The 22,254-nt window shown below is 35.3% G+C and carries 18 protein-coding genes; 11 read left to right on the plus strand and 7 right to left on the minus strand.

What is annotated here, in order from left to right:
• The first annotated feature begins 48 nt into the window (after positions 1-48).
• The 4 genes from BK581_RS16565 to BK581_RS20380 all read left to right on the plus strand — a co-directional run bounded on the left by BK581_RS16565 (position 49) and on the right by BK581_RS20380 (position 3,721).
• Positions 49-774 (plus strand): alpha/beta fold hydrolase, encoded by a 726-nt coding sequence (locus tag BK581_RS16565; protein ID WP_078579208.1) that lies wholly within the window; start codon positions 49-51, stop codon positions 772-774.
• Between the two features lie 137 nt (positions 775-911).
• Positions 912-1,760 (plus strand): GNAT family N-acetyltransferase, encoded by an 849-nt coding sequence (locus BK581_RS16570; protein WP_078579209.1) that lies wholly within the window; start codon positions 912-914, stop codon positions 1,758-1,760.
• 25 nt (positions 1,761-1,785) lie between these two features.
• Positions 1,786-3,012: a Rap family tetratricopeptide repeat protein gene (locus BK581_RS16575; RefSeq protein WP_078579210.1), complete on the plus strand. Its 1,227-nt coding sequence runs from the start codon at positions 1,786-1,788 to the stop codon at positions 3,010-3,012.
• A 589-nt stretch (positions 3,013-3,601) separates the two neighbouring features.
• Positions 3,602-3,721 (plus strand): putative holin-like toxin, encoded by a 120-nt coding sequence (locus tag BK581_RS20380; RefSeq protein ID WP_245829118.1) that lies wholly within the window; start codon positions 3,602-3,604, stop codon positions 3,719-3,721.
• Positions 3,722-3,946: 225 nt separating this feature from the next.
• On the opposite strand, the gene BK581_RS16580 is transcribed toward BK581_RS20380, so the two are convergent.
• Genes BK581_RS16580 through BK581_RS16600 form a run of 5 tightly spaced genes read right to left on the minus strand, consistent with a single transcriptional unit; the run spans position 3,947 to position 13,705 of the window.
• Positions 3,947-4,942, minus strand: a complete 996-nt coding sequence (locus BK581_RS16580) for a tetratricopeptide repeat protein (RefSeq protein ID WP_078579211.1) — start codon at positions 4,940-4,942, stop codon at positions 3,947-3,949.
• A gap of 42 nt (positions 4,943-4,984) precedes the next feature.
• Complete coding sequence (locus BK581_RS16585; protein WP_078579212.1) at positions 4,985-6,226, minus strand: tetratricopeptide repeat protein; 1,242 nt, start codon at positions 6,224-6,226, stop codon at positions 4,985-4,987.
• Between the two features lie 38 nt (positions 6,227-6,264).
• Complete coding sequence (locus BK581_RS16590; RefSeq protein WP_078579213.1) at positions 6,265-7,506, minus strand: tetratricopeptide repeat protein; 1,242 nt, start codon at positions 7,504-7,506, stop codon at positions 6,265-6,267.
• A 20-nt stretch (positions 7,507-7,526) separates the two neighbouring features.
• The gene (locus BK581_RS16595; protein WP_078579214.1) at positions 7,527-13,415 is read right to left on the minus strand and encodes a T7SS effector LXG polymorphic toxin; all 5,889 of its coding nucleotides are present in this window, start codon (positions 13,413-13,415) and stop codon (positions 7,527-7,529) included.
• A 17-nt stretch (positions 13,416-13,432) separates the two neighbouring features.
• A complete protein-coding gene (locus tag BK581_RS16600) occupies positions 13,433-13,705 on the minus strand; it encodes a DUF5344 family protein (protein WP_078579215.1) in 273 nt (90 codons plus the stop codon).
• Between the two features lie 441 nt (positions 13,706-14,146).
• Between BK581_RS16600 and BK581_RS16605 the strand changes: the two genes are divergently transcribed.
• The 3 genes from BK581_RS16605 (at position 14,147) to BK581_RS16615 (ending at position 16,032) form a co-directional block, all read left to right on the plus strand.
• Complete coding sequence (locus BK581_RS16605) at positions 14,147-14,515, plus strand: YybH family protein (RefSeq protein WP_078579216.1); 369 nt, start codon at positions 14,147-14,149, stop codon at positions 14,513-14,515.
• A gap of 30 nt (positions 14,516-14,545) precedes the next feature.
• Positions 14,546-15,136, plus strand: coding sequence for a histidine phosphatase family protein (locus BK581_RS16610; RefSeq protein WP_078579217.1), 591 nt, complete (start codon positions 14,546-14,548; stop codon positions 15,134-15,136).
• Between the two features lie 368 nt (positions 15,137-15,504).
• A complete protein-coding gene (locus BK581_RS16615; RefSeq protein WP_078579218.1) occupies positions 15,505-16,032 on the plus strand; it encodes a 5' nucleotidase, NT5C type in 528 nt (175 codons plus the stop codon).
• Positions 16,033-16,093: 61 nt separating this feature from the next.
• Here BK581_RS16615 and BK581_RS16620 read toward each other — a convergent pair whose 3' ends face one another.
• Both BK581_RS16620 and BK581_RS16625 read right to left on the minus strand, forming a co-directional pair.
• A complete protein-coding gene (locus BK581_RS16620; RefSeq protein WP_078579219.1) occupies positions 16,094-17,275 on the minus strand; it encodes a GTP-binding protein in 1,182 nt (393 codons plus the stop codon).
• 192 nt (positions 17,276-17,467) lie between these two features.
• Positions 17,468-18,223, minus strand: a complete 756-nt coding sequence (locus BK581_RS16625) for an aminoglycoside phosphotransferase family protein (protein ID WP_078579220.1) — start codon at positions 18,221-18,223, stop codon at positions 17,468-17,470.
• A gap of 302 nt (positions 18,224-18,525) precedes the next feature.
• Between BK581_RS16625 and BK581_RS16630 the strand changes: the two genes are divergently transcribed.
• From BK581_RS16630 to BK581_RS16645, 4 genes are all read left to right on the plus strand, one after another.
• Entirely contained in the window at positions 18,526-19,365 is an 840-nt protein-coding gene (locus tag BK581_RS16630) for an arylamine N-acetyltransferase (protein ID WP_078579221.1), read from the plus strand.
• A 233-nt stretch (positions 19,366-19,598) separates the two neighbouring features.
• Entirely contained in the window at positions 19,599-20,492 is an 894-nt protein-coding gene (locus BK581_RS16635) for a transporter substrate-binding domain-containing protein (protein WP_078579222.1), read from the plus strand.
• A gap of 100 nt (positions 20,493-20,592) precedes the next feature.
• Complete coding sequence (locus BK581_RS16640) at positions 20,593-21,294, plus strand: amino acid ABC transporter permease (RefSeq protein WP_078579223.1); 702 nt, start codon at positions 20,593-20,595, stop codon at positions 21,292-21,294.
• A gap of 14 nt (positions 21,295-21,308) precedes the next feature.
• Positions 21,309-22,052, plus strand: coding sequence for an amino acid ABC transporter ATP-binding protein (locus BK581_RS16645; protein WP_078579224.1), 744 nt, complete (start codon positions 21,309-21,311; stop codon positions 22,050-22,052).
• Positions 22,053-22,254: the final 202 nt, after the last annotated feature.

The following is a 22,254-nucleotide window of genomic DNA, read 5'->3' on the forward strand; positions in this document are numbered from 1 at the left end:
GAAGAAGAGTTATTTAATGCGATTAATAGAACGAGAGGAACGGATAAAATGATAAAAGAGATGTTGATACCAATAAAAAATTGTAAACTATATGCCAAATTAGTTGGTAAAAATAATGGTAAACCAACTATAATAATGGAATCTGGTTATGGGGATTATTCAAAGGCTTGGGATTCAGTAATAGCAGAAATTTCAATGCTTTCGAATGTTCTAATTTACGATAGAGCAGGACTTGGGAAGAGTGAACCAAGTCCTAACTCAAGAACAAGCAGTGAGATGGTAAAAGAATTAAAAGCCCTTCTTATTAAAGCGAAGATAGAACCGCCGTACATATTAGTCGGTCATTCATTTGGAGGAGTTAATTTACGATTATATGCAACTGAATATCCCAATGAGGTTTGTGGACTTATCTTGGTTGATTCTACGCCTGAAGATTATATAGAAAGGCTTCTCCCTACAATGACTAAAGAATTTCAACAAGCATATAACAAACAATTTGTTTACGAAGGAAATTATGATGAATTTATGGAAAGTTTAAAACAACTAAAAGAATCCAAAAGACAATTAGATGTACCATTAGTTGTTCTATCGGCAGGAAAGAAAGCCCATTACTCAGAGAAATCACAAATGTTATGGAATGAAATGCAGAAAGAGATTTCTAAAACATCATCAAAAGGTCAGTTCTTAATTGCTGAAAATAGTACCCATTATATACAAAATGATAAACCAGAAGTTGTAGTTAATGCAATAAAAGCATTGGTAGACAACATTTAGAATTAGATTGTGAAAGGTTGTGCTTAAGCTAACGGGGAGCGTTTCTTTAATAAGAAATGTTCTTTTTTATCCAGTTAAAAGGAAATGAATGTATATTAAAAGATTCCCAATCAGTAAATTGAAATGAGGGAAGGCTCTTGAAATTAACTGAACGTACTTTAAGAATAATTAAAAACGCGGAAAAAGAAGCTGAAAAGACAACTAAAGTTGTTCATCCAATTCATTTACTTTTAGGTATATTGTTGGTAAGGACAAGTGTGTGTGCTGAGCTAAATAATAACCACCCCGATCTTTGGGATAAATTAAATAGACGAGCAAAAGATATAAATTTTACTAACGAACACGGGATAAGTTATGGACCTTTTACAAGAAAAATTGCTTTATCCACTAAAGAGGTGATGGATAATGCAAATAAGCTAATGAAACGGTACAAACAGATTTATTTAAATGAAGGACATATTGTTGAGGCAATTTTTAGTAGCAATGACTACTCAACAAAGATTATAATTGATGGATTGGATGTTCCTCGTATCCTTGAAATCGTCGCTTTTCCGAGAGATATGATTGTTTCATTGAGGAATTATTCGTTTCCAGATATTCAAACAAACGATATAATTTTTAGAAGAGCAGAGCAAAATGATGTTATTTCTTTAATGAACTTTATAAAAGAAGAATTTGGAAATGAATGGTTAGACTCCCTTGAAAACGGGTTTTTAAAAGACAAGATTCCTATTTTTATTGCTTTAGGTGATAAAGAAATTCTAGGTTTTTCTTGCTTTGATGTTGTTCGACATAAAAAGGGATTGTTTGGTCCAATGGGAACTACTCATTCAAAAAGGGTACAAGGTATAGGATACACCTTGCTTCATATGTGCTTAAGAGAAATGAAAGAAATAGGATATGAATATGCTGTAATTGGAGAAGCGGGACCACTTGAATTTTATGAAAAAGCTTGCAATGCGGTTGTAATTCCTAAACCTATGTAAAATTAAATGTAAAAACAGAGATTGAATGTCACAAAAATTTAAAACTTTTATTATACAAATAGTGGTTGTAAATGATGGAATATGTAGTAAAATGACATTAAATAGAAAAAAGAGTGGGGAAGTGTATATTCAAGGAGAGGATGAAGGAATTTTGATAGAAAAAATAGCATCCGAAAACGTAGCTGAAATGCTCAATGAATGGTATAGCATGATTGTACAGCATAATGTTAAAAAAGCTGTAGAAATTAAAAATGAAATTGAACAGACGTTGCCGTTTATGGAAGAAAATCAAAATTTGGTGATATACTTCACCCTCTTAGACTTCCGACACAAAATGATGATAAGGAACATCCACGATTTGAAGGATGATTTAAATTATTTTGAAGAACAAAATATTAATCAAACAGATACAATAATAGAATATTATTATTATTTTTTTGCGGGACAATACAATTTTTACAATAGAAACTTTATGCAAGCAATTAAAAATTACGAATTAGCTGAAAATAAGCTAAAACTTGTGTCAGACCCAATCGAAGAGGCAGAATTTCATTATCATCTGGGACAAGCATACTATCGAATTGAGCAACATTTTTTATCATTAAATCATGCAAAAAAAGCATTAAAAATTTTCGGAGAATTTGAAAATTACTTGGAGAAAGAATTAAATAGTGAAATGCTTTTAGCTGCTAACTTAGTAGATCTATGCCATTATGATAAAGCTTACTCATACTATTATACGGCTTTAAAGAAAGCGGAGGAAGGGAACTTTAAACTTTCTATTGCATTAGCAAATTTTAATTTAGGTTTATGCTATCAACGGCAAATGACGTATGACCTTTCAATTACACATTTTGAAGAAGCTTTAAAAATTTCGGAATATAGCGAATCAAGTAGAGGAGTAAGAGGTATATATGAATTAGCTTATACGTTATATAAGGCTAAAAGAAATGAAGAAGGCCATCAATTACTTTTATCTGGAATGGAAAGGGCTAAAAGAGAAGAACAGAAAGAGGCTTTAACAAAATTTAAGGTGATTCATGCGTGTTATGAGTTACAGTCGATTCCAATAATTATTTCTTTATTGGATGAACTTGGGAAGTTTCAATTATGGACAGATGTAGTGGAATTATCTTACGAAATTGGAGTTGTTTTTGAAGAAAGGGGGAATTACGAAGGGGCGATGAAATTTTATAAAAAGGCTGTGCAAGCTAAAACGGAAGTACACAAAATGAGTGAGGTGATAATATGAAAAGGTATTTAATGATTTTAAGTTTAATCTCTTGTTTCGTAGCGGGGATTTTAGTTTTTTCTACAAGTGATTACTTAGAGTTCTCTTCTTCTTTATTAAACATTTCACCACAAGGGAAAATCGACTTAATAAGTTAATAAAAGACGATTATTCCAATTTGTGTTTCATTAAAAGTATGATGCTAAATTAATTCAAACCGTTAGTGCAAGTACACACTAACGGTTTTTATATATTATTATAATTAGCAATGAGTAGAAATCAATTTAGTAGGAAGTTAAGATATCAAACAAAAAAAGGATTTTTTGAACACCTTGACATGTTTTAAAATGACAAGCGAATCTCTTTTAGACAAATGCACTACATGTCACTAATACTTAAGAAAGAAGGGGATTAAAAGTCAAAAGTAAATGACGTTAAGGTTTTACATAGAGGGCAATGAGATCAAGAATAACAGAAAGCCCGTTTTTCATGGAATCGCTCAAGATGTGTAATTTACAAATATGGAGAGAGATTTAGTTTAAAGCAAATGTACGAATACTCCTTAAATATGGTATAATTTTCATGTGGTAGTTTAGTAACTCATAGGGGGTTGGCGCACCTTCCGAAAGGAGGTGATGCCTATATGGTGAGTGTGACAGAAGCGTTAACATTAATGATCTCGTTTGGGATGTTAATCGTGGCGTTGTTGACATTCGATCATAAAAAATAAGCCCCCACATGTATGAGTTAACGGCTCTGTGGGAAGGCTTATTTGTCTAACCCTTTGCCAATCCCCTTTGAAGGGAACTGAGCTATTACGGACCGTTAGTGTTAGCCGCACTAGCGGTCTTTTTTATCATACGATTTTCTTAATGTTATTATACCCTAATTAAATAACATTAATCAAGATGGTGACTTTAAGAGGAGATTTTAGGTGCAATAATAAGAAAATGAGTTAGGGTGTCGTCTCAGCTTGTTTCGCTCTAATGTCTGCTAATAATGTGAGGGCCTCTTCTTTAGTATCAGTATCGTTCTCATTGGAATCACCTTGACTTTTTTCAATAGCTTTCTCAGCATCAATCAAAGCTTGATCCGGGTATCCCATGGCTAAAAATGTGCGTGCGCGAAGCAGAAAAATATGAGCGTCTCCTATATAGGTTTGTTGTGTTTCACTTATATCTTTTAGTGCTTCGCGATAATGACCTAAATGATAGTGACAGATAGCTCGCTGATATAAAATAGCTGCTTTGTTCTCGTCTTCAGTAAGGGACACAGCCTTATTGATATAGGTTAGGGCAGTAGTATAAGCGTGTTGTTCGATGTGAAGTATACCTAAGTAGATATAACCAGAAGCATGTTCTGGTGACGTTTCAATTGCTTTAAGATAATCGGCTTGTGCTTTTTCCACTTCTCCAATAGTGTGATAGACATTCCCACGACTAATATAATTTTCCGTGACGGGATGTTTATCTAGTAATTTTGTTAGATAGTTAATCTTTTTTTCATCTGTCATACGATAAAACTTATTATGTCGGGTATTTAGCTTTTTAGCTAGCAGAGGGTCCTGATACACAGCACGAACTAATGTGATATATAAATAATAGAGTATAACACCTTTGATTGCTGATACTATATAGCGAAAAAATGGGCTATAAGAATCAAAAAAGGGCGAGACTGTATCCAGAATGATAATGAGTTGTGGGAATGTCAGGAAAAGCCATGTTAGCCGTTTATCAATGATCCATCCGATAAGGAATACAAGCGCCATGAGATAGTAAATCACTAAATAATTAACCAAATTAAAAATGGATAGAACATGTAATGCTGAGATGGTAGTGAAAATTAAAAATCCCTTTTTAAATGTATGAACATAAAAATAGGTAAAGTAAGCTGTTAAAAAAATAAAGAAACATTTGTAAAAATAAACGATTGTATCGAGGTTTATTAGCATCACAATCAGTCACTTTCTAAATTAAATGAATAAGCCGTTTACTTATATGGTGTAGGTTTCCATCAGTGATTTAAACTGGTCATGCTCAAAATAAGGTTTAAAATAGGGCGTTTCTAAGCATGTCTTTGTGGAATGGCCTAACTGCAGAGCTTTCTCTAAGTACTTAAATAGTAAGTCAGTTTCTTGTAACTCTGCATTAATTTCTGCCAGGGTAGAATAAGGTGTTTCTAGATCTGGATCAAGTGATAAGGCGTATTTGGCTTCTTTAATGGCTTCTTCATAGTTTTTTAAGGACAACAAAATACATCCTCGTAAGTTGTAGAACTCTGGCTCAGTAGGGTCTAATGATATAGCTTTGTTAATATCTTTCATGGCGATATCACATTGGTTTAAATCGTGATATAAAGAAGCTCTATGGAAATAGCCCCAAGCATGGTTTGGCTCACGGTTTAATAAGAAATTTAGATCCTGTAAAGCCTCATTATAATTCTCCACCTTTACATACGCGAAGGATCTATTTAGATAGGTCGATGAGTTACCACCATGATCAATGGCCATCGTATATGCATCTATAGCTTTAGTATAATCATGTAATTCATCATATATGTTTCCTATATTGTGATAAGCTTTCCAATCAGAGCCTAATATATCAAGATATAAATAATAGTATTTAAGGGACTTATCATAGTCAGTTAATGAATTGTGTATGCGTCCAAGTAAAAAATAGGCGTCAACGTATGCAGGATCTTGTTCAATAATTTTTTCACAACACGTGATTCCTTTATTTGTATTTCCTAGCTGGAAATAAATTGAGGCCATATTATAATAGGCGTCTAAATAAGTCTCGTCAATTTCAATTGCGTTATTATAGTCAGCTAAGGCGCTTGTATAATCTTCTAAACTCTCATATAAGGTCCCTCTATTAAAGAAAGGGAGTGGATTATGAGGGGATAGATGAATGATCGTTGTATAATCTTCTATAGCTTGTTTAGTATAATTAAGATTGGAAAAAGCCAGAGCTCTATAGAAATAGAGCTCTTCATTATCTGAAAATAATGAAATAGCCTTAGTAAAATCATCTATGGTCGCTTCATTATCTTCCAAATCTAAATAAATTAATCCACGCTCAAAATAGCCTTCATAATGTGATGGATAATTGTCAATTAAATGTGATAACATGTTTATTTTTTCCTGTTTATTAGGTTCGTTTCTGGCCTCTTCTATGAAGACGTTTAATTGATTTACTCGATTTTTCTTAAATAATTTTTGATATAATTTTTTCATATGACTAGGGTCCTTTTCCAAATTAATGAGTTGTTTACTTATATGGTGTAGGTTTCCATCAGTGATTTGAACTGGTCATGTTCAAAATAAGGTTTAAAATAGGACGTTTCTAAGCATTTCTGAGGAGAATAACCTAACTGCAGAGCTTTTTCTAAGTACTTAAATAGTAAATCAGTTTCTTGTAACTCTGCATTAATTTCTGCTAGGGTAGAATAAGTTATTTCTAGATCTGGATCAAGTGATAAGGCGTATTTGGCTTCTTTAATGGCTTCTTCATAGTTTTTTAAGGACAACAAAATACATCCTCGTAAGTTGTAGAACTCTGGCTCAGTAGGGTCTAATGATATAGCTTTGTTAATATCTTGCATGGCGATATCACATTGGTTTAAATCGTGATATAAAGAAGCTCTATGGTAGTAGGCCCAAGCATGGTTTGGCTCACGATTTAATAGGAAATTTAGATCCTGTAAAGCCTCATTATAATTCTCCACCTTTACATAAGTGAAGGATCTATTTAGGTAGGTTGATGAATTACCGCCCTGATCAATGGCCATCGTATATGCTTCTATAGCTTTAGTATAATCATGTAATTCATCATATATGTTTCCTATATTGTGATAAGCTTTCCAATCAGAGCCTAATATATCAAGATATAAATAATAGTATTTAAGGGACTTATCATAGTCAGTTAATGAATTGTGTATGCGTCCAAGTAAAAAATAGGCGTCAACGTATGCAGGATCTTGTTCAATAATTTTTTCACAACACGTGATTCCTTTATTTGTATTTCCTAGCTGGAAATAAATTGAGGCCATATTATAATAGGCGTCTAAATAAGTCTCGTCAATTTCAATTGCGTTATTATAGTCAGCTAAGGCGCTTGTATAATCTTCTAAACTCTCATATAAGGTCCCTCTATTAAAGAAAGGGAGTGGATTATGAGGGGATAGATGAATGAAAGTCGTAAAATCTTCTATAGCTTGTTTAGTATAATTAAGATTGGAAAAAGCCAGAGCTCTATAGAAATAGAGCTCTTCATTATCTGAAGATAATGAAATAGCCTTAGTAAAATCATCTATGGCCGCTTCATTATCTTCCAAATCTAAATAAATTAATCCACGCTCAAAATAGCCTTCATAATGTGATGGATAATTGTCAATTAAATGTGATAACATGTTTATTTTTTCCTGTTTATTAGGTTCGTTTCTGGCCTCTTCTATGAAGACGTTAAATTGATTTACTCGATTTTTCTTAAATAATTTTTGATATAATTTTTTCATATGATAGCATCCTTTCTAAATTAGTTTTGTCCTTTCCAGTTTTCCTTATAGTACTGCTCTGCGAATTGTAAATTTTCTTTAGCTTTATTTTGCCTGTTCATAAGCTCGACATAACCATCTCCAAAAGCAACTCCGCTAACTGTAAAAATACCGACTAATCCCCCCCATTTTGGTCCTCCCGGTATTTTAGAGTGGGCGGAAAGACCAGTGAAAGGATCAACTGGAGGATTTGTAGCTTGTTGTTGAATATAACGTTCATGTGCCCCACTATGGTTAATTCCTTTTTTAGGAACATTTGGAGGTACGCCTGGTATTTTTTTGCGTTCTTTTCCATTGACCAAAGTATTTTTTAACCTTTTATTGTGAGTGGCTACCTCCCCTTTGGTTGGTGCATTTTTTCCTATATATGCTTCCACGCTTGCTAAATCATCTGCAGACAATCCACCTACGTTATTATTCGAATCAGCAATTATTCTTTCTTTTAACTCAGGGGTTGTCAGTTCTTCCCATTCAGTTAATTGGGGATTTCCTGTTAAGGCTCGTGGGACATATACATTATCCCAATTCCCTGCGAAGCCTGAGGCTACTGTTCCTCCAAATCCTATAACTCCCGCGGCACCCGCAAGTCCTGCACCAGCAGCTATTCCAGCCCCAGTCCCAGCTGTAGTACCACCTAAACTGTGCCAAATACCAGGGTTAAGTGCAGGGGCAGCAATGACTGTGTTCATGGAAGTATTGTTGGAGCTTATGTCAAGGTCCTGAGTAGGGTCATAACAAGTAATGGACTCATCTCTGTTTTCTGTACAGTAACCCCTTGTTGAATTTTCTGGTTTTTGACCAGAAGTATCAGTGTAAGTCATTGGTTGATTCACTACATAAGGATAAGGATTTGTAGTATTTGGATGTAACATGTGACCTTCCCAAGAATCCTCAGAAATAAACCTTCCAGTATTGGGCATGTAATAGCGGGCTTGAGCATAATAAAGCCCCGTTTCTTTATCATAAGGAAGTCCTGTATAAGAATAATGGTGAGCTCCATCTAAAATAGTATCACTATCTTTCAATATAGGAGATCCAAAGGTATCATATTTCATATGTTTAGATTCTTCTGTTTTTAGACGTACACTTGATACAATGCTTCCTTGTTCGTTATGTTTAAAGGAGTAAGTATCTAATGATTCTTGTGTGTTGGTATTAGAAGCATTACCATTTTTTAATGTTGATGTTAAAATATCTTCTTTAATTAGATTGATTCCATATGTGTAACGGTGAACCTTGTTATCGCCAGTTGTTTTTGTTAGTACATGATTAGCGGGGGATAAGATATCTTGAATAAAACGTTCTTCTAAAAGAATATCTGGATTGGTTACCTCTTTATTACGTAAAAGCTGATGTGTCTCCTTTGTTGGTGAGTTTGAGATTGTCTTTTGAATTCGCTGTCCTAACCCATTATATGTGAATTTTGATTCCACATCCATGTTAGTCCATGCCTCTACGAGTTGATTAGTAGCATCAAATGTATGTTTCTGAGTTAAATGATCCCCTTGAAAGATTTCTAATAAGTTTCCTCGATTATCATACGAGTAGTAATTCTTATCTAGTGTCATAATATCCATGCGTTGTTTCATGCGATTTAATCTATCGTAGTTAAACACATAGCCGGATTGAGTGGTTTGATTATTTTGAGTAAGCTCAGCTAATCTATTTCCAGTCATATCATAGAAAAAACGAGTATGTTGACCAGATACTCCTTTAACCTCAGTAATTTGGTTTAAAGCATCGTAGCTATATTCAATCTTGTCTGACGGCTTTTCATCTCTCGAAAATATTATAGCCTTTTTTCTATTCCCAACTGGATCGTATTCATAAATGTGTTTTTCGGTCACCATATCTTGGGAGTTTAAATAGGACAATTCTGTGACTCGAGATAATGGGTCATATTTAAAAGTTGTTAGACTTCCATCATGTAGGCTAACGGATGCAAGGTCGCCATTTTCATCATAACTATAATTTGTGGCACATTTTAATGAGTCTGTTACTTTTACTAACTGCCCGAGGGAATTATACTCATTGCCAACTTCATAGCCATCAGGATACGTTGTAAATGCTCGTTGTCCTTGAGCTGTCCACTTATAATGAATACTTTCATTGTTGGGTGTTTTGACAGTAATCAGTTGCCCTAGAGAATTATATTCAAAATGTGTAGTCCCTGACCAATCTTCAATCTCTGAAATTTGCCCTGTTTTAGTATAATTATATGCAATTGATCTTCCGTCACCATACTTCACAAGATTTAGACGTTGCCCTTTACTATAATGATAGCTAGTCGCGAAATTGTCACGATCTATGACATTAATAAGATTTCCTAATCCATCATAAGAATACGTTGTAGAATAACCTGTACTGTCTGTTTTTTTGGCTAAATAGCCGCGAGGGTTATATTCGTACCTTACAATTTGTTCTACTAACTCAGAATGATCATCGATTGCAAAATTAGCATTCTGAGGTACGTATTTTTTTATTTGGTGCGAGATAGATTCAGAAATACCATTAAGTCTTGAAACTTTAGTAAGATTTTTTGTAGCGTCATAGTCATACTTAGTAATGTTGCCTAAAGGATCTTTAACTTCCTTTAATAAATTAAGAGCATCGTACATATATTCCGTTTCGTATCCGTTTTCGTTAATGACTTTAGAAAGAAGCCCTTTAGGTGTGTACGTGAAACTTTTTTCTGCTTGATTAGGATAAATAATTGTACATAAGCGTTCCATTGGATCATATACAAATGTAGTTTGTTGTCCTAAAGGATCTTTTGCCGATATCACTTGTCCAGTTTCATCATAGGAGCGTTCGATTGTGTGGCCAAGTGGATTAGTTATTTTTATAGGTTGTCCTAATGCATTATATTCGTAAAACCAAAATGAACCATCAGATAAAGTTATTTTTTCAAGTAAATTGTTCGCATTATACTTGAAAGATGTTTTCTGACCAGCTGAATCAATTTTCTTAATTAACTGACCTGCAAGATTGTAGGTGTAATTAGTTTCTAGTTTTTCTGAATGTATTTCCTTTGTTATCCTATTTTGTGAATCGTATTCTAAACGTACATTCTCTCCAAACGAATTTTTAATAGCTGTGACCCTGTTTAAGGCATCATAAGAAAAGTGGGTTTCGCCACCTTCAGGGTTTGTTACTTTGGTGATATTGTCTGCTGCATCATAACAATACGTTGTTATAAAACTGTCTTGATCTGTGACTGTTTCTAGTCTTCCAAGCGAATCATAGGAAAAGGATATTTCATTATTTTTAGCATCAATTTGTTTGATAACTTGACCAAGTAAATCATATTCAAAAGAGTCTACATGTCCTTTAGCGTTTGTGATTTTAATGAGTTTGTCAAAATTATCGTATTCATAATATGTGTCATGTCCTTCTTGATCCGTTTTAGATGTTAAATTTCCATGATTATCGTAGTCTAATTGAACTTTACTTCCATCTGGATACACTAACTTTGTAAGTTGATGGTTCGAGTTATATTCATAATCAAAAGAATGTCCTTTTGCATTTAACAATGTCTTAATACGGTTTAAAGAGTCATATTTATATGTAGTAACTTGATTGAAATTATTTATTCTACTTGCCAAATTGCCATTAGCATCACGTGATTGTTTAATATAAGTACCATTAGGTAGATTCCACCCTTCTAAAAAGCCATCCTTGCTGTATGTGAAATTAGACGTATGGTTAAGTGGATCCTTTTCTTGAATAACATTGCCATATTCATCATATTCAAATGTATGGGATGCACCATCAGGATAAATTATTTTGCTCATTCGATGATTGTTATAGGCCATTAAGGTTGTCTGATTGAGTGAATCCTTCACTTCAATGCAATTACCAGCAGTATCATAGAAAAATTCTGTAGAGTGTCCCCTCCGGTCAATAAATTTACTTATTTGATCCCTTTCAGTGTAGCTATACGATTCCTGCTCTCCTGTAGGGAGTATTTTTTTGACTAATTGATAGCGATTATTATGAATAAAGGTAGTTTCATATCCTAATGCATTAGTGACAACAGTTGTGAAGCCATCACTCAAATAAGTGAGGCTAGTAACACCTCCGTTTGGAGCAGTCTGCTCAATTACTCGACCTTGATAATCGTATAGGTTTTTAACCCTTCCTTTGTTGTTAGGACTTATAATTTCTGTTAGAAGGTTATTATCATTATATTGATAATGAATGGAATTCCCTTCTGGATCAGTATAACTAATAAGATTTTCTCCGTGGTAGTTATAACTGACATTTCGACCAGTATGATCTTCTATGCTGGATATGAGTTCTAGATTATTATAGGTAAAACTCAGGGAACCAATATCACTTTTTGCTCTTGTGAGTAACCCACTTGTATTATATTCAAAAGTGGTTTGCGCTCCTTTAGCATCTATTAAAAAGCTCAACCTACCAGCTTTATTGAAAAAATATGTTTCTCTGCTAGGTAATATGAGAGTATAGCCATCATAATGCGTAGTCAGAGAATTAAAGGAACCTACAGTCGACTGATAGGAGTCATTTCCTTGATTTTCAAATAATTCTCTGTGCCCATCTTCAAATGTGACTTCTATATCATAATTATTTAAGAGCTTTAAATTCACCCCAAAGTTGAAAATCCATTTTTTCCCGAACGTATTCTTCTGATCATCTTGTGAGTTGTAGAATCGTGTTAAGTGTAGACCACTTTGCCCTGGTATAATTATGTCTTTATGTTGATAAATAAAGTTGCCTGAGGCTATATTAATAGGATCTTCAGTATAAGATGTTTTTTTATTGCGTCCTAAACCATACATAACTTTAATAATGGCAGGGGCAACTTTTTTCACAAATGTAGAGTCGCTAAGTTCCCTAAATTTGGAGAAGGTGTTCCCTAATGAATTCACAATATTTTCATAATGAGGGAGTAGTTCGCTGTTAATTAATTCTTGATTCATGACGTTGTAAATTTGTGACAAGTTTTTATATTTACCATTTTGTATTTGCTTTGAGAAGGATAAATGAGAATGATCAGGCTTTAAAATTGATTGAAATTGCTTTGTAATAGGTACACCTGCTAATATTACAGACTTTGGAAAAAAAGAAACTATAATGGGATTGTAAGCAAGCATTAAGGCTTTTTGTATGATATGTTTTATATAATTGATGTCTTTTGTGTACTTAAGTGATAGTTCTTTTAATTGTTGAGCAATGTTATATATGCCTGTTATAGACATAAAAGCAAGTTCTTTATCCAGTTGTCCAGCACGATAATTAGCAATTGTTAGCTTCCCACTCTTAAAGAGGTCCTCTATTTGAGTTACAAATGTTTTCAATGTTGCAACATCTCGTTCCACTACAGTAAGTGCTCTAGTTTGTGTATGGTCAAACTGTAATAATTGGTCGACTGTGTCGCCCACTTGCTGTTTCGCATGACTAATTGATTGCATGACTCGTTGATCATCGAGTTTAGGTAAAGAAATGATATCTTGAATACTTTCTATAATAAGGTTTGCTTCGTCTGTTAAAGCCATTGTTACATTTTTTAGTTTGTCTAATCCATTGTTGACGTCATGTTCTAAAAAATCCTGTGTTATATAGCCATCAGCGTTTGGTTCCAAAGTTTGGATAGCAGCTTGCATTTGTTTCAAAGCATTTTCATACTGGGTATTAAAGTTGTGAAAATGTTTTAAAAAAGGTAGGTGGCAGTCTTCGTAGAAAGCTTTAATAGCTTCACCACCTTTTCCTTTTAATGAGTCCTGAAGTGATATAATACCGTGTATTTCTTTTTCCACTCGATGAAAATCTTGCTTTTGACACCTAAGTTTACTAATAGTTTTTTCTATGCCATTATGTAATGTACTAACATTTAATCTTTTCATTAGTGTTATTTATCCTCCTACTTTATTGAGTTGCTTAGCTTTTTATCTACGTTTTTCATTGATTGTATCAACTCTTTTGATCCTGATGCATTAATTATCAGTAGATTCTGATAAGATTGAACAAGTTGATTTACTTGTAAATTTACATTATTTAATTTATCTACTGAATCTAATAAATTATCAACGCCAACCTTATCAAGTGTAGTTGTGCTTATTGATTGACTTGTTTCTTGGAATGTGTCGAGCGATTGCTGAACTTCTTCATAAACAATTTTAATTTCTTTTCCCATAATAGAATCTTCTCCTTAAATATAAAATAAAAAAGAGTTAAATATATTGCATATCTTTCCATAATAACTGAACACAACAAAGAGAATAAATAGGGAAATATGCTGGTCTTTTACAAAAAAAGAAATGTTTTTATATGTTTCGTAGGTTTAATGACCTAGGTGTTTTGGGCGTTCAATTAAGGTAATTAAATCGCTTACGACGTTAGCTGAAAATTTTAATGAACAAAAAGAGGGTTTGTTAAAGGTTGGCTTGATTTAAAATCTCTATATTGAGATTATTAATTTAGTCATGGCAGTCACAACGCTAGAGGCTGTTAGTGAGTTTCTGAGTACGTCAGTTTCTTTTAAAAGGAAAGGGAAAGGGTAAATGGTTTGTAAATACGAGATCTAGTAACTTTCAAATGTTAATAAAATAAGAATTAAATCTGCTAGGAGGCACCAATGACTTATCAATCTGCGTTAAAGACTTATATTGAAGCAACAAACTCACATCAATTTGAAAAGGTTGCTCACGTCTTACATCCTGAGGCATTGTATTGGTTTACGGATGAAACGTGTGCGACACATGATGCTATACAACATTATTTTGAACAAGCGTGGGAGAAAGTAAAGGATGAGGTATATGAAGCGGTAGACGTGACGTGGCTCACCGCAACAGATACAACAGCGGTATGTACGTATACATATAAGTATAAAGGGTATGTGGAAGGGCGTTTTGTCACTGGAAGTGGTCGGGCAACAAATGTGTTTGTTGTAGATGAAAACGGAGCTTGGAAATTAATTCATGAGCACTTAAGCTCTTTACCATAATCTAATGATCTATCAATTAAGGAGAGAAAAATGAGAATTGCATTAATTAGGCATGGGGAATCACATCATCGTGATGATAGCCCCGTAACGAAGGCGCAATTGAGCTGGTGGATCAATATTTACAATCAAAGTGGTGTTAGGGAAACAGAAATATTTCCGACTGATACAATCAAGGCAATGACCATGTCCTCTTTCATCGTCACGAGTGATTTAAAAAGAGCAATCGATTCCGCAGCCCTCTTGAAGCCTGATAGTAATAGAAGGAGTGATTCGCTTTTTCGAGAAGCTGAATTGCCAGTGCCTTATTTTATCCCAAGTTGGTTAAAAATGCGTCCTGCTCTATGGCTTGTTCTCCTTCGGTGTCTGTGGCTTGTAGGGGTGACAAAAGGGTGTGAATCATTAAGGGAAGCTGAAACAAGAGCTGAAAAAGCAGCTGCCAAACTCATATCTTATGCTGAAAAAGAGGGCTCTGTCGTGCTCGTAGGTCATGGCGTTTTCAATAGGTTAATAGCCAAACAGTTACGGAAAAAAGGCTGGCGTGGTAATAAGAAAACTAAAACCACTCATTGGAGCTGTACAATGTATGATAACGAGCTTAATGGTGATAGTGTAGGTCCGTGACAGTAAACTGTGTGGTCTAAGGGGATTACTTAGCAATGCTTTTCGGAGGTAGTTAATGACAGATGATTTATACCTGTGATGAAGCTAGGGAACAGACTGTTAGAAACGAATGATGTACGAGTATTTTTGATACACAACCGTATTGACCAGTTCATCTCATCGTTACTTCTAAATAGCCAATCTTTGATTACTTGTACTAGAAGTGAGGGACAATGGAGGCCTTTTTAGCTCACAGATAATGATAGAGATTATTAAGATCGAACATTAACATGGGCATGTTTCCGGCGTGGGACCATTAAGGTCGTAAAGGTAATTAGGGAAGCGGAACGAATAAATTTCAATACACCTGACTATAGGAGGGCAACAAGATGAAGCGAATCGCTATTGATATGGACGAGGTTATGGCTGATTTTATGCCAAAACATTTAAAGTTATTTAATGATGATCATGGAGAGAGTATCACGATCGACGATTTACAAGGTAAAAAGCTCCGTGAGCTACGTTCTGATCACGTAGAACAGTTGGCAAATTATTTAAGAGACCCATCTTTCTTTCGTGATCTTGACGTCATGCCGGGTAGTCAAGAAGTCATACGTGACTTATATGAACATTATGAGATTTTTATTACGACAGCAGCGATGGAATTTCCCACATCTTTCACCGCTAAATATGAATGGTTAAAAGACCATTTTAGTTTCTTAAATGACTTGAATTTTGTTTTTTGTGGGGATAAGAGTATTATTCATGCGGATTATCTGATCGATGATAACGTAAGGCACTTTAAACGTTTTAGCGGTCAAGGGATTTTGTATACTGCTCATCATAATATACATGAAACAGGTTATCCACGGGTCGATAACTGGCAGGACGTGAGAGCGTATTTTTTAGGAAGTTAGTTGATTTGAGGATGATAAGGAAACGAGGCTGTGAGCATAGCCATGCTTACAGCCTCGTTTATTAGCCCTCAACGAAAGCAGGGAGAGGATCAGGGAGGGTGGTCCAATCTATCATCATTTCGTCATCCGTTAACAAACACTGATTCAGAGATTCAGTGACATCCGTCTGATTCATATCGATGCCAATGAGGACAAGCTCTGTCTGCCTGTCACCAAATTGATCATCCCACTTGGTGCGAAGTTCTGGTTCCTCTATTAATAGCTGCTGCTGTTCTTCTTCGTCGAGAGCGGCTATCCACTTTCCTGCACCTTGCAGCGTGACAATTGAGCCGGATTGAGAAACAAGGGCAGCGGTGGAATTCCGAGTTGCAATCCACAGGAAGCCTTTTGCACGCACGACTTCTTCCGGCCATTCTTCCATCCACTGACGTAATCGTACTGGATGAAATGGTCTCTTTTTACGGAATACAAATGAGGAAATACCGTATTCTTCTGTTTCAGGTATATGTTCTTCGTTCAACTCTTTTATCCAGCCCGCTGATTGACTGATCTTTTCTAAATCAAATTTAGCCGTATTTAAAATACTAGTTAATTCAATATTGGAAAAAGTAGCAGGCAGGATGTCCGCATCTGCATTTAGCTTTCTAAGAAATCCTAGAAGTTTATGTTTATCTTCTTCATCTAGCAAGTCTACTTTATTTAACACAATCACATTAGCGAATTCAATTTGGTCAATAAGAAGGTCGGAAATTTCTCTCGTATCTGACTCATCTGTTCCTTCTTTTCTGTCCAATAAAGACTCTCCTGAATGGTAATCGTCCCAAAAACGTTTGCCATCGACCACTGTTACCATCGTATCAAGCTGACAGCGGTTAGTTAAATCAATTCCAAGTTCCTCATCTTTATAAGTAAATGTTTGCGCTACAGGAACGGGTTCACTGATGCCGGACGATTCAATGACAATATAATCGATGTTTCCTTCTTCAACTAAGCGCTCCACCTCTTTCATTAAATCATCACGCAGTGTACAGCAAATACACCCATTTTGCATTTCTACTAATTTTTCTTCCGTCCGAGAAAATCCGTTATTTTTCACAAGTGCTGCATCAATATTAATTTCACTCATATCGTTAACGATAACAGCGACTTTTAACCCGTCACGGTTCGTTAGAATATGGTTTAATAGTGTCGTTTTTCCCGAACCGAGATATCCGCTTAGGACAGTGATAGGAACCTTTTTCATTTGTCCCCTCCTTAAATCGAAATAATTACGATTTAAAGTGTGACGCTTTGTATGAAGTTTGTAAAGAAACAACTCGGTCGCTCAGTAGCGGCATTAGTTTATTTATTGCTATGGCTCCAAAGTTAAGTTAGAAACATTTCGCACTACAAAACTCCCTGTTTAAATGTAATTACGCACATAGATGTTGTCTTTTCACAATGGACAGTAGTGATTTATTATCCTCATAAGTCGTTTAGAATTCTCTGTTGAGACACTTTCAGATAATCTTGCTCCAGCAATGACTGGAGCCCATTGAAAAACCTCAGACCTTAAAATTCCGCTCTTTTCACAATAAAATCGCAAGTACATATCAGCTAATACAGATGAAACTTGGGAATATAAAAGATAGGTCCGATATACATCAGCACGGATATCTCCTGCACTCGAATCTACCCAATCTATAACTACCACTTGATTATCTGTTTTAATCAAATTATATAAATGAAAATCTCCATGACAGAGCCTATTTTCGTAAGTAAATGATTCCAATTTATTTAACAAAACTGACTTTTGTTTTCTACCTAATTTATTCACAGTCTCAATTTGACGGTTTAATTTAACATACATTGGTTCGATTGCTTTCGGATTAGGGTTAATACTATGAATTTTCATCTGAATATCGACAGAAATATTCAAGTAATATTCTGTTTGCTCTTTATCTTTAAACAATAAATCTCCTAATGTTTGTCCCTTAACATATTCCATTATAATTGCTTGTTTTCCATTTATCTTAGTAACACCTAAAATCTCAGGAACAGGAAGTCCAGATGAATAGAAATATTTATGCTTATTTGCTTCATTTATAGATTCCGTATCAGGCAAAAAATCGTTAAAAACTTTTACTATTTTGTTGTCGAAATAATAAATTTTTGCAGTGTTTCCTGTTGCTATTGGATTACCTAAATCCATTGAGTTCTCTCCCTACATTTTAAATTAATACTGTATAGTTTCATTATTTGGTAGCCCTTATAGGCTTATCAACAAAACTCATCACCTTAACAAGCAAAATCTAAATCCCCCAATACTGTATTTTGGTATTTTTGCAGCTTAATCGAAAATGATCTTCTTGATACAGATAAGTAAAGGTTTGATGTTATCTCCCTTTCCCCCCTCTGTACCTGTCCACTTTATATACATTATTAGGACACTCATTTTTATATTATATACTGATACTAGAAGGAACGGTTAACCAATAAGGAGAGGGTGAAAAAATGAGGTTACTTGAAAAAAGGAACACGTATTTATCCTTACTAAAAACAGCTGTTAAAAAGCCGTCGCTTTCATATTTAACCGAACTATGCCATGCCCATTTAACGACATTCCCATTTGAGAATATGAGTAAAGTGATTCAGTTTAAGAAAAATGGCAACTCCCCACCTGGGTTACCGGCATTGACTGAATTTTTACGAAGTAACCAAATGCACCACACTGGCGGTACGTGCTATACACTTAATTCTCAATTCGCTAAGCTTTTACAGGTTTTGGGTTTTCAGTGTTACCTTATTAAACTAGGGAATGATCACATGGCCATAATTGTTACGATAGATGGAGATAACTATTATGTAGATTGTGGCGCAGCGGCTCCCTTTTTTGAACCAGTTGCTTTTGAAAAAAATAAGGAAAATGTGTCTGCATTTGGGGGGGAAGAGGTTCGACTTGAAGCGGATAAAACTGTTCCTGATTTGTATCATTATGTGAGGAAACGAGACGGTATTATAAACCACGAACCATGGGGTTTTTATGCGAATCAACCATATAGCCTAGACGATTTTTATGAACCGATGAGGCGATCGTTTGGAGAGAGCGCTCCGTTTATGACGATTTTAAGGTGTCAATTATGGCAAACCGCTAAAGAGCGGAATGTATCATTATTAAATAATACTTTTGTGATCCGTTATGTTGATGGTACTATCCATACTGAGAAACTTAATACTGTGGAAGAGATTGAACAAATCATTGATAAGGAATTTGGATTACCGAAACTTCCTGTCAAAGAGGCGGTGGCATGTCTTGAAGAACGAGACATTGATATTTTTGCCGAGAAAAAATGAAAGTTAGTTTTAGTTTGAGAAGTTTGGTTCAATCCTTTTAAATGAGCGATGAGTTTCAATCATGGTAGCCATTTGTTTTTCTGCTTCGTAAGACGTTTTAATTCATAGCCTAAAAGAGTAATGAGGCTTGTCTTCTACCTTGACAATAATGAACCCCCAGTGGTACTATGAAGTGGTCAATTCATACTAAAAAGGTATGTTTAATACGTTATTTACAGTGGAGGATGAAACTAATGAAGAAAATGAGTTTTGCAGGGCTTGCTATGACGTCTTTATTGGTGATGACAGCGTGTCAAGCAGTGAATGAAGATAATAATAATGAAACAGGAAATAATGACGGGAATAAGACGAATGAATCTGCGGCTGATGAAGAGTCATCTTGGGCAGAAGTAGAGGAAAGCGGTACGTTAGTTGTTGGGACATCAGGAACATATGCCCCTATTACCTTTATGGATGAAAATAATGAGTTAACTGGTTTTGAAGTGGAGCTCGCTCGTGAAGTGGCTGAGCTTCTCGACTTAGAAATTGAATTCAGTACAATGGATTTTGACGGCATTTTACCGGCGCTAAGAAATGGACAGATTGACGTTGCGGCTCATGACTTTGCTATTACAGAAGAGAGATTAGAAACATTTGATTTTGTCACACCACATAAGTATTCTTATGGCTCTATTATCGTGAGAGATGAGGATGTGGACGCATTTGATTCTGCTTATGACTTGGAAGGTGTAGATGTGGCGCTCGGATCATTAACGAGTAATTACGCGATTTTTGCTGATAATATCGGTGCTAACGGTACAGCTTACGATGGCGGAACAGAGGCGATTCTTCGCGATGTGATTAATGGCAATCAAGACGCATATTTAAATGATTATCTCGTACTTCAACGAACATTAGACGAGTTTGGTGATGATCGTCTAGCTGTAGCATCTGATGTTAAATATCATGCTACTGAGAGTGCCATGGCAGTATTAAAAGGCAATACGTCTCTTAAAGAACAACTTGATGATGCTGTACAAGAGCTGATTGATAATGGGACGGTCGCTAACTTGGCAGAAGAGTTTTTAGGAGAAGATGTGTCACAGCCGGTTGATGAATCGGAAGTCGTAAGTTTAGATGGTGAGTAAAGTGTGAGAGAAATACAAGGAATATTTCCTTGTATTTCTTTTTTCACGTCACCATTTCTCTGAAAGGGCACTTTTCTGAAAGCATCTAGGGGGAGATCACATGATTGAATGGTTTACACAAATACAATGGGAATACTTATATAATCCACAATTAGCCTACGATTCTAGAGGATTATTACTTGAAGGGCTAAGAGTCACGATGATCATTGCGTTATTCAGTATGTTTTTTGCACTTATTCTGGGTGTCGTACTTGGGGTCATGCGTATGTCTAAATTTTGGTTTTTACGCCTTCCCGCAAAGCTGTATATTTCCTTTATGCGGGGAACACCTTTATTAGTTTTTATTTTTATTCTCTATTATGGCATTCCAGTGCTTGGTATCGAATTCAAAAGTGCGATAGTAGCAGGGATTGTAGGTATAAGTTTAAATTTTGCAGCTTATATGGCTGAAGTCGTGCGTTCGGCCATCATGTCAGTTCCTCGTGGGCAATGGGAAGCGGCAGCGTCACTCCAAATGAATTACATCCAGACATTGCGTCGAATTATTATTCCACAAGCGACGAGAATTGCGTTGCCACCTATTTTTAATATTTTTATGGATGTAATAAAAGGGACGTCCTTAGCTTCCGTTATTACTGTTCAAGAATTACTTTATAGTTCGAGACTCGTAGCTGGCCGTACGTATGATAGTATGACTATGTATATTACGGCAGCCCTTATATATTGGGTGGTTTGTATTATTATAGGCTTCTTCCAAGAATATTTAGAAAAACGCTATAATCGCTATTTAAACAGTCGATGAGAGGGGGAAAAGGCATGATTACAGTTAGCAAATTAAATAAAAAATTTGATCAAACAACAGTCTTGGAGTCGATTGATTTTTCAGTAAATAAGGGGGAAGTGGTCTGCTTGGTCGGGCCTTCAGGTTCAGGCAAAACAACTCTTTTACGATGTTTGAACCTATTGGAAATCCCGAATGGCGGTACGATTACGATTGGAGATAAAACAGTTAACTTTGACCAAGCTCCTCCTTCAAAGAAAGAGATAGCTCAATTAAGACGTTACTCTGGAATGGTTTTTCAAGGGTTTCATCTCTTTCCACATAAAACTGTGATTGAGAATATCATTGAAGCCCCGTTAGTCGTAAAAAAAGCTAACAGAAAAACGCTTATTGATAAAGGTAAATCATTATTGGAGAAAGTAGGAATGCTGGAGCATATTGCGAAATACCCTGATGCGTTGTCAGGTGGCCAACAGCAAAGGGTCGCCATTGCAAGAGCTTTGATGATGGAGCCGGAGGTTATGTTATTTGATGAACCGACCTCTGCATTAGACCCTCAGTTAGTGAAAGAGGTCCTTCGTGTCATTGAAAGCTTGGCTAAAGAAGGCCAGACAATGGTGATTGTGACACATGAAATGAATTTTGCTAGAAGGGTAGCTGATAAAGCATTATTTATGGACGATGGCATCATTGTTGAAGATGGACCTGCAGAAGAGGTTCTTTCTCAGCCGGAAAAGGAAAGAACAAAACAATTCCTACAGCTCCTTGATGATGACTAAAGATTGACATATGTTTTAGAATGATACGCTTCTATGAATGTAATGTTCTTTTTCAATCGTGTTCACTTGAAATTTTCTATATAAGCCCCACAAGCTCGCCATTTGGTGAGCTTGTATTATTTTAAGCCAATCGTTTTACCGACTAAGCAATAAATTTTTAACTAAAGGATTTTCTATTGATCATTTATTTGGCATAATTGTG

This window comes from Salipaludibacillus agaradhaerens (assembly GCF_002019735.1).
Classification (GTDB): Bacteria; Bacillota; Bacilli; order Bacillales; family Salisediminibacteriaceae; genus Salipaludibacillus; species Salipaludibacillus agaradhaerens.

Excerpts from the sequence above, each read along its gene's own strand:
- BK581_RS16565 (WP_078579208.1), top strand. The coding sequence starts at position 49 with ATGATAAAAGAGATGTTGATACCAATAAAAAATTGTAAACTATATGCC.
- BK581_RS16575 (WP_078579210.1), top strand. The coding sequence starts at position 1,786 with ATGTCACAAAAATTTAAAACTTTTATTATACAAATAGTGGTTGTAAAT.
- BK581_RS16580 (WP_078579211.1), bottom strand. The coding sequence starts at position 4,942 with ATGCTAATAAACCTCGATACAATCGTTTATTTTTACAAATGTTTCTTT.
- BK581_RS16585 (WP_078579212.1), bottom strand. The coding sequence starts at position 6,226 with ATGAAAAAATTATATCAAAAATTATTTAAGAAAAATCGAGTAAATCAA.
- BK581_RS16590 (WP_078579213.1), bottom strand. The coding sequence starts at position 7,506 with ATGAAAAAATTATATCAAAAATTATTTAAGAAAAATCGAGTAAATCAA.
- BK581_RS16595 (WP_078579214.1), bottom strand. The coding sequence starts at position 13,415 with ATGAAAAGATTAAATGTTAGTACATTACATAATGGCATAGAAAAAACT.
- BK581_RS16600 (WP_078579215.1), bottom strand. The coding sequence starts at position 13,705 with ATGGGAAAAGAAATTAAAATTGTTTATGAAGAAGTTCAGCAATCGCTC.
- BK581_RS16605 (WP_078579216.1), top strand. The coding sequence starts at position 14,147 with ATGACTTATCAATCTGCGTTAAAGACTTATATTGAAGCAACAAACTCA.
- BK581_RS16610 (WP_078579217.1), top strand. The coding sequence starts at position 14,546 with ATGAGAATTGCATTAATTAGGCATGGGGAATCACATCATCGTGATGAT.
- BK581_RS16615 (WP_078579218.1), top strand. The coding sequence starts at position 15,505 with ATGAAGCGAATCGCTATTGATATGGACGAGGTTATGGCTGATTTTATG.
- BK581_RS16620 (WP_078579219.1), bottom strand. The coding sequence starts at position 17,275 with ATGAAAAAGGTTCCTATCACTGTCCTAAGCGGATATCTCGGTTCGGGA.
- BK581_RS16625 (WP_078579220.1), bottom strand. The coding sequence starts at position 18,223 with ATGGATTTAGGTAATCCAATAGCAACAGGAAACACTGCAAAAATTTAT.
- BK581_RS16630 (WP_078579221.1), top strand. The coding sequence starts at position 18,526 with ATGAGGTTACTTGAAAAAAGGAACACGTATTTATCCTTACTAAAAACA.
- BK581_RS16635 (WP_078579222.1), top strand. The coding sequence starts at position 19,599 with ATGAAGAAAATGAGTTTTGCAGGGCTTGCTATGACGTCTTTATTGGTG.
- BK581_RS16640 (WP_078579223.1), top strand. The coding sequence starts at position 20,593 with ATGATTGAATGGTTTACACAAATACAATGGGAATACTTATATAATCCA.
- BK581_RS16645 (WP_078579224.1), top strand. The coding sequence starts at position 21,309 with ATGATTACAGTTAGCAAATTAAATAAAAAATTTGATCAAACAACAGTC.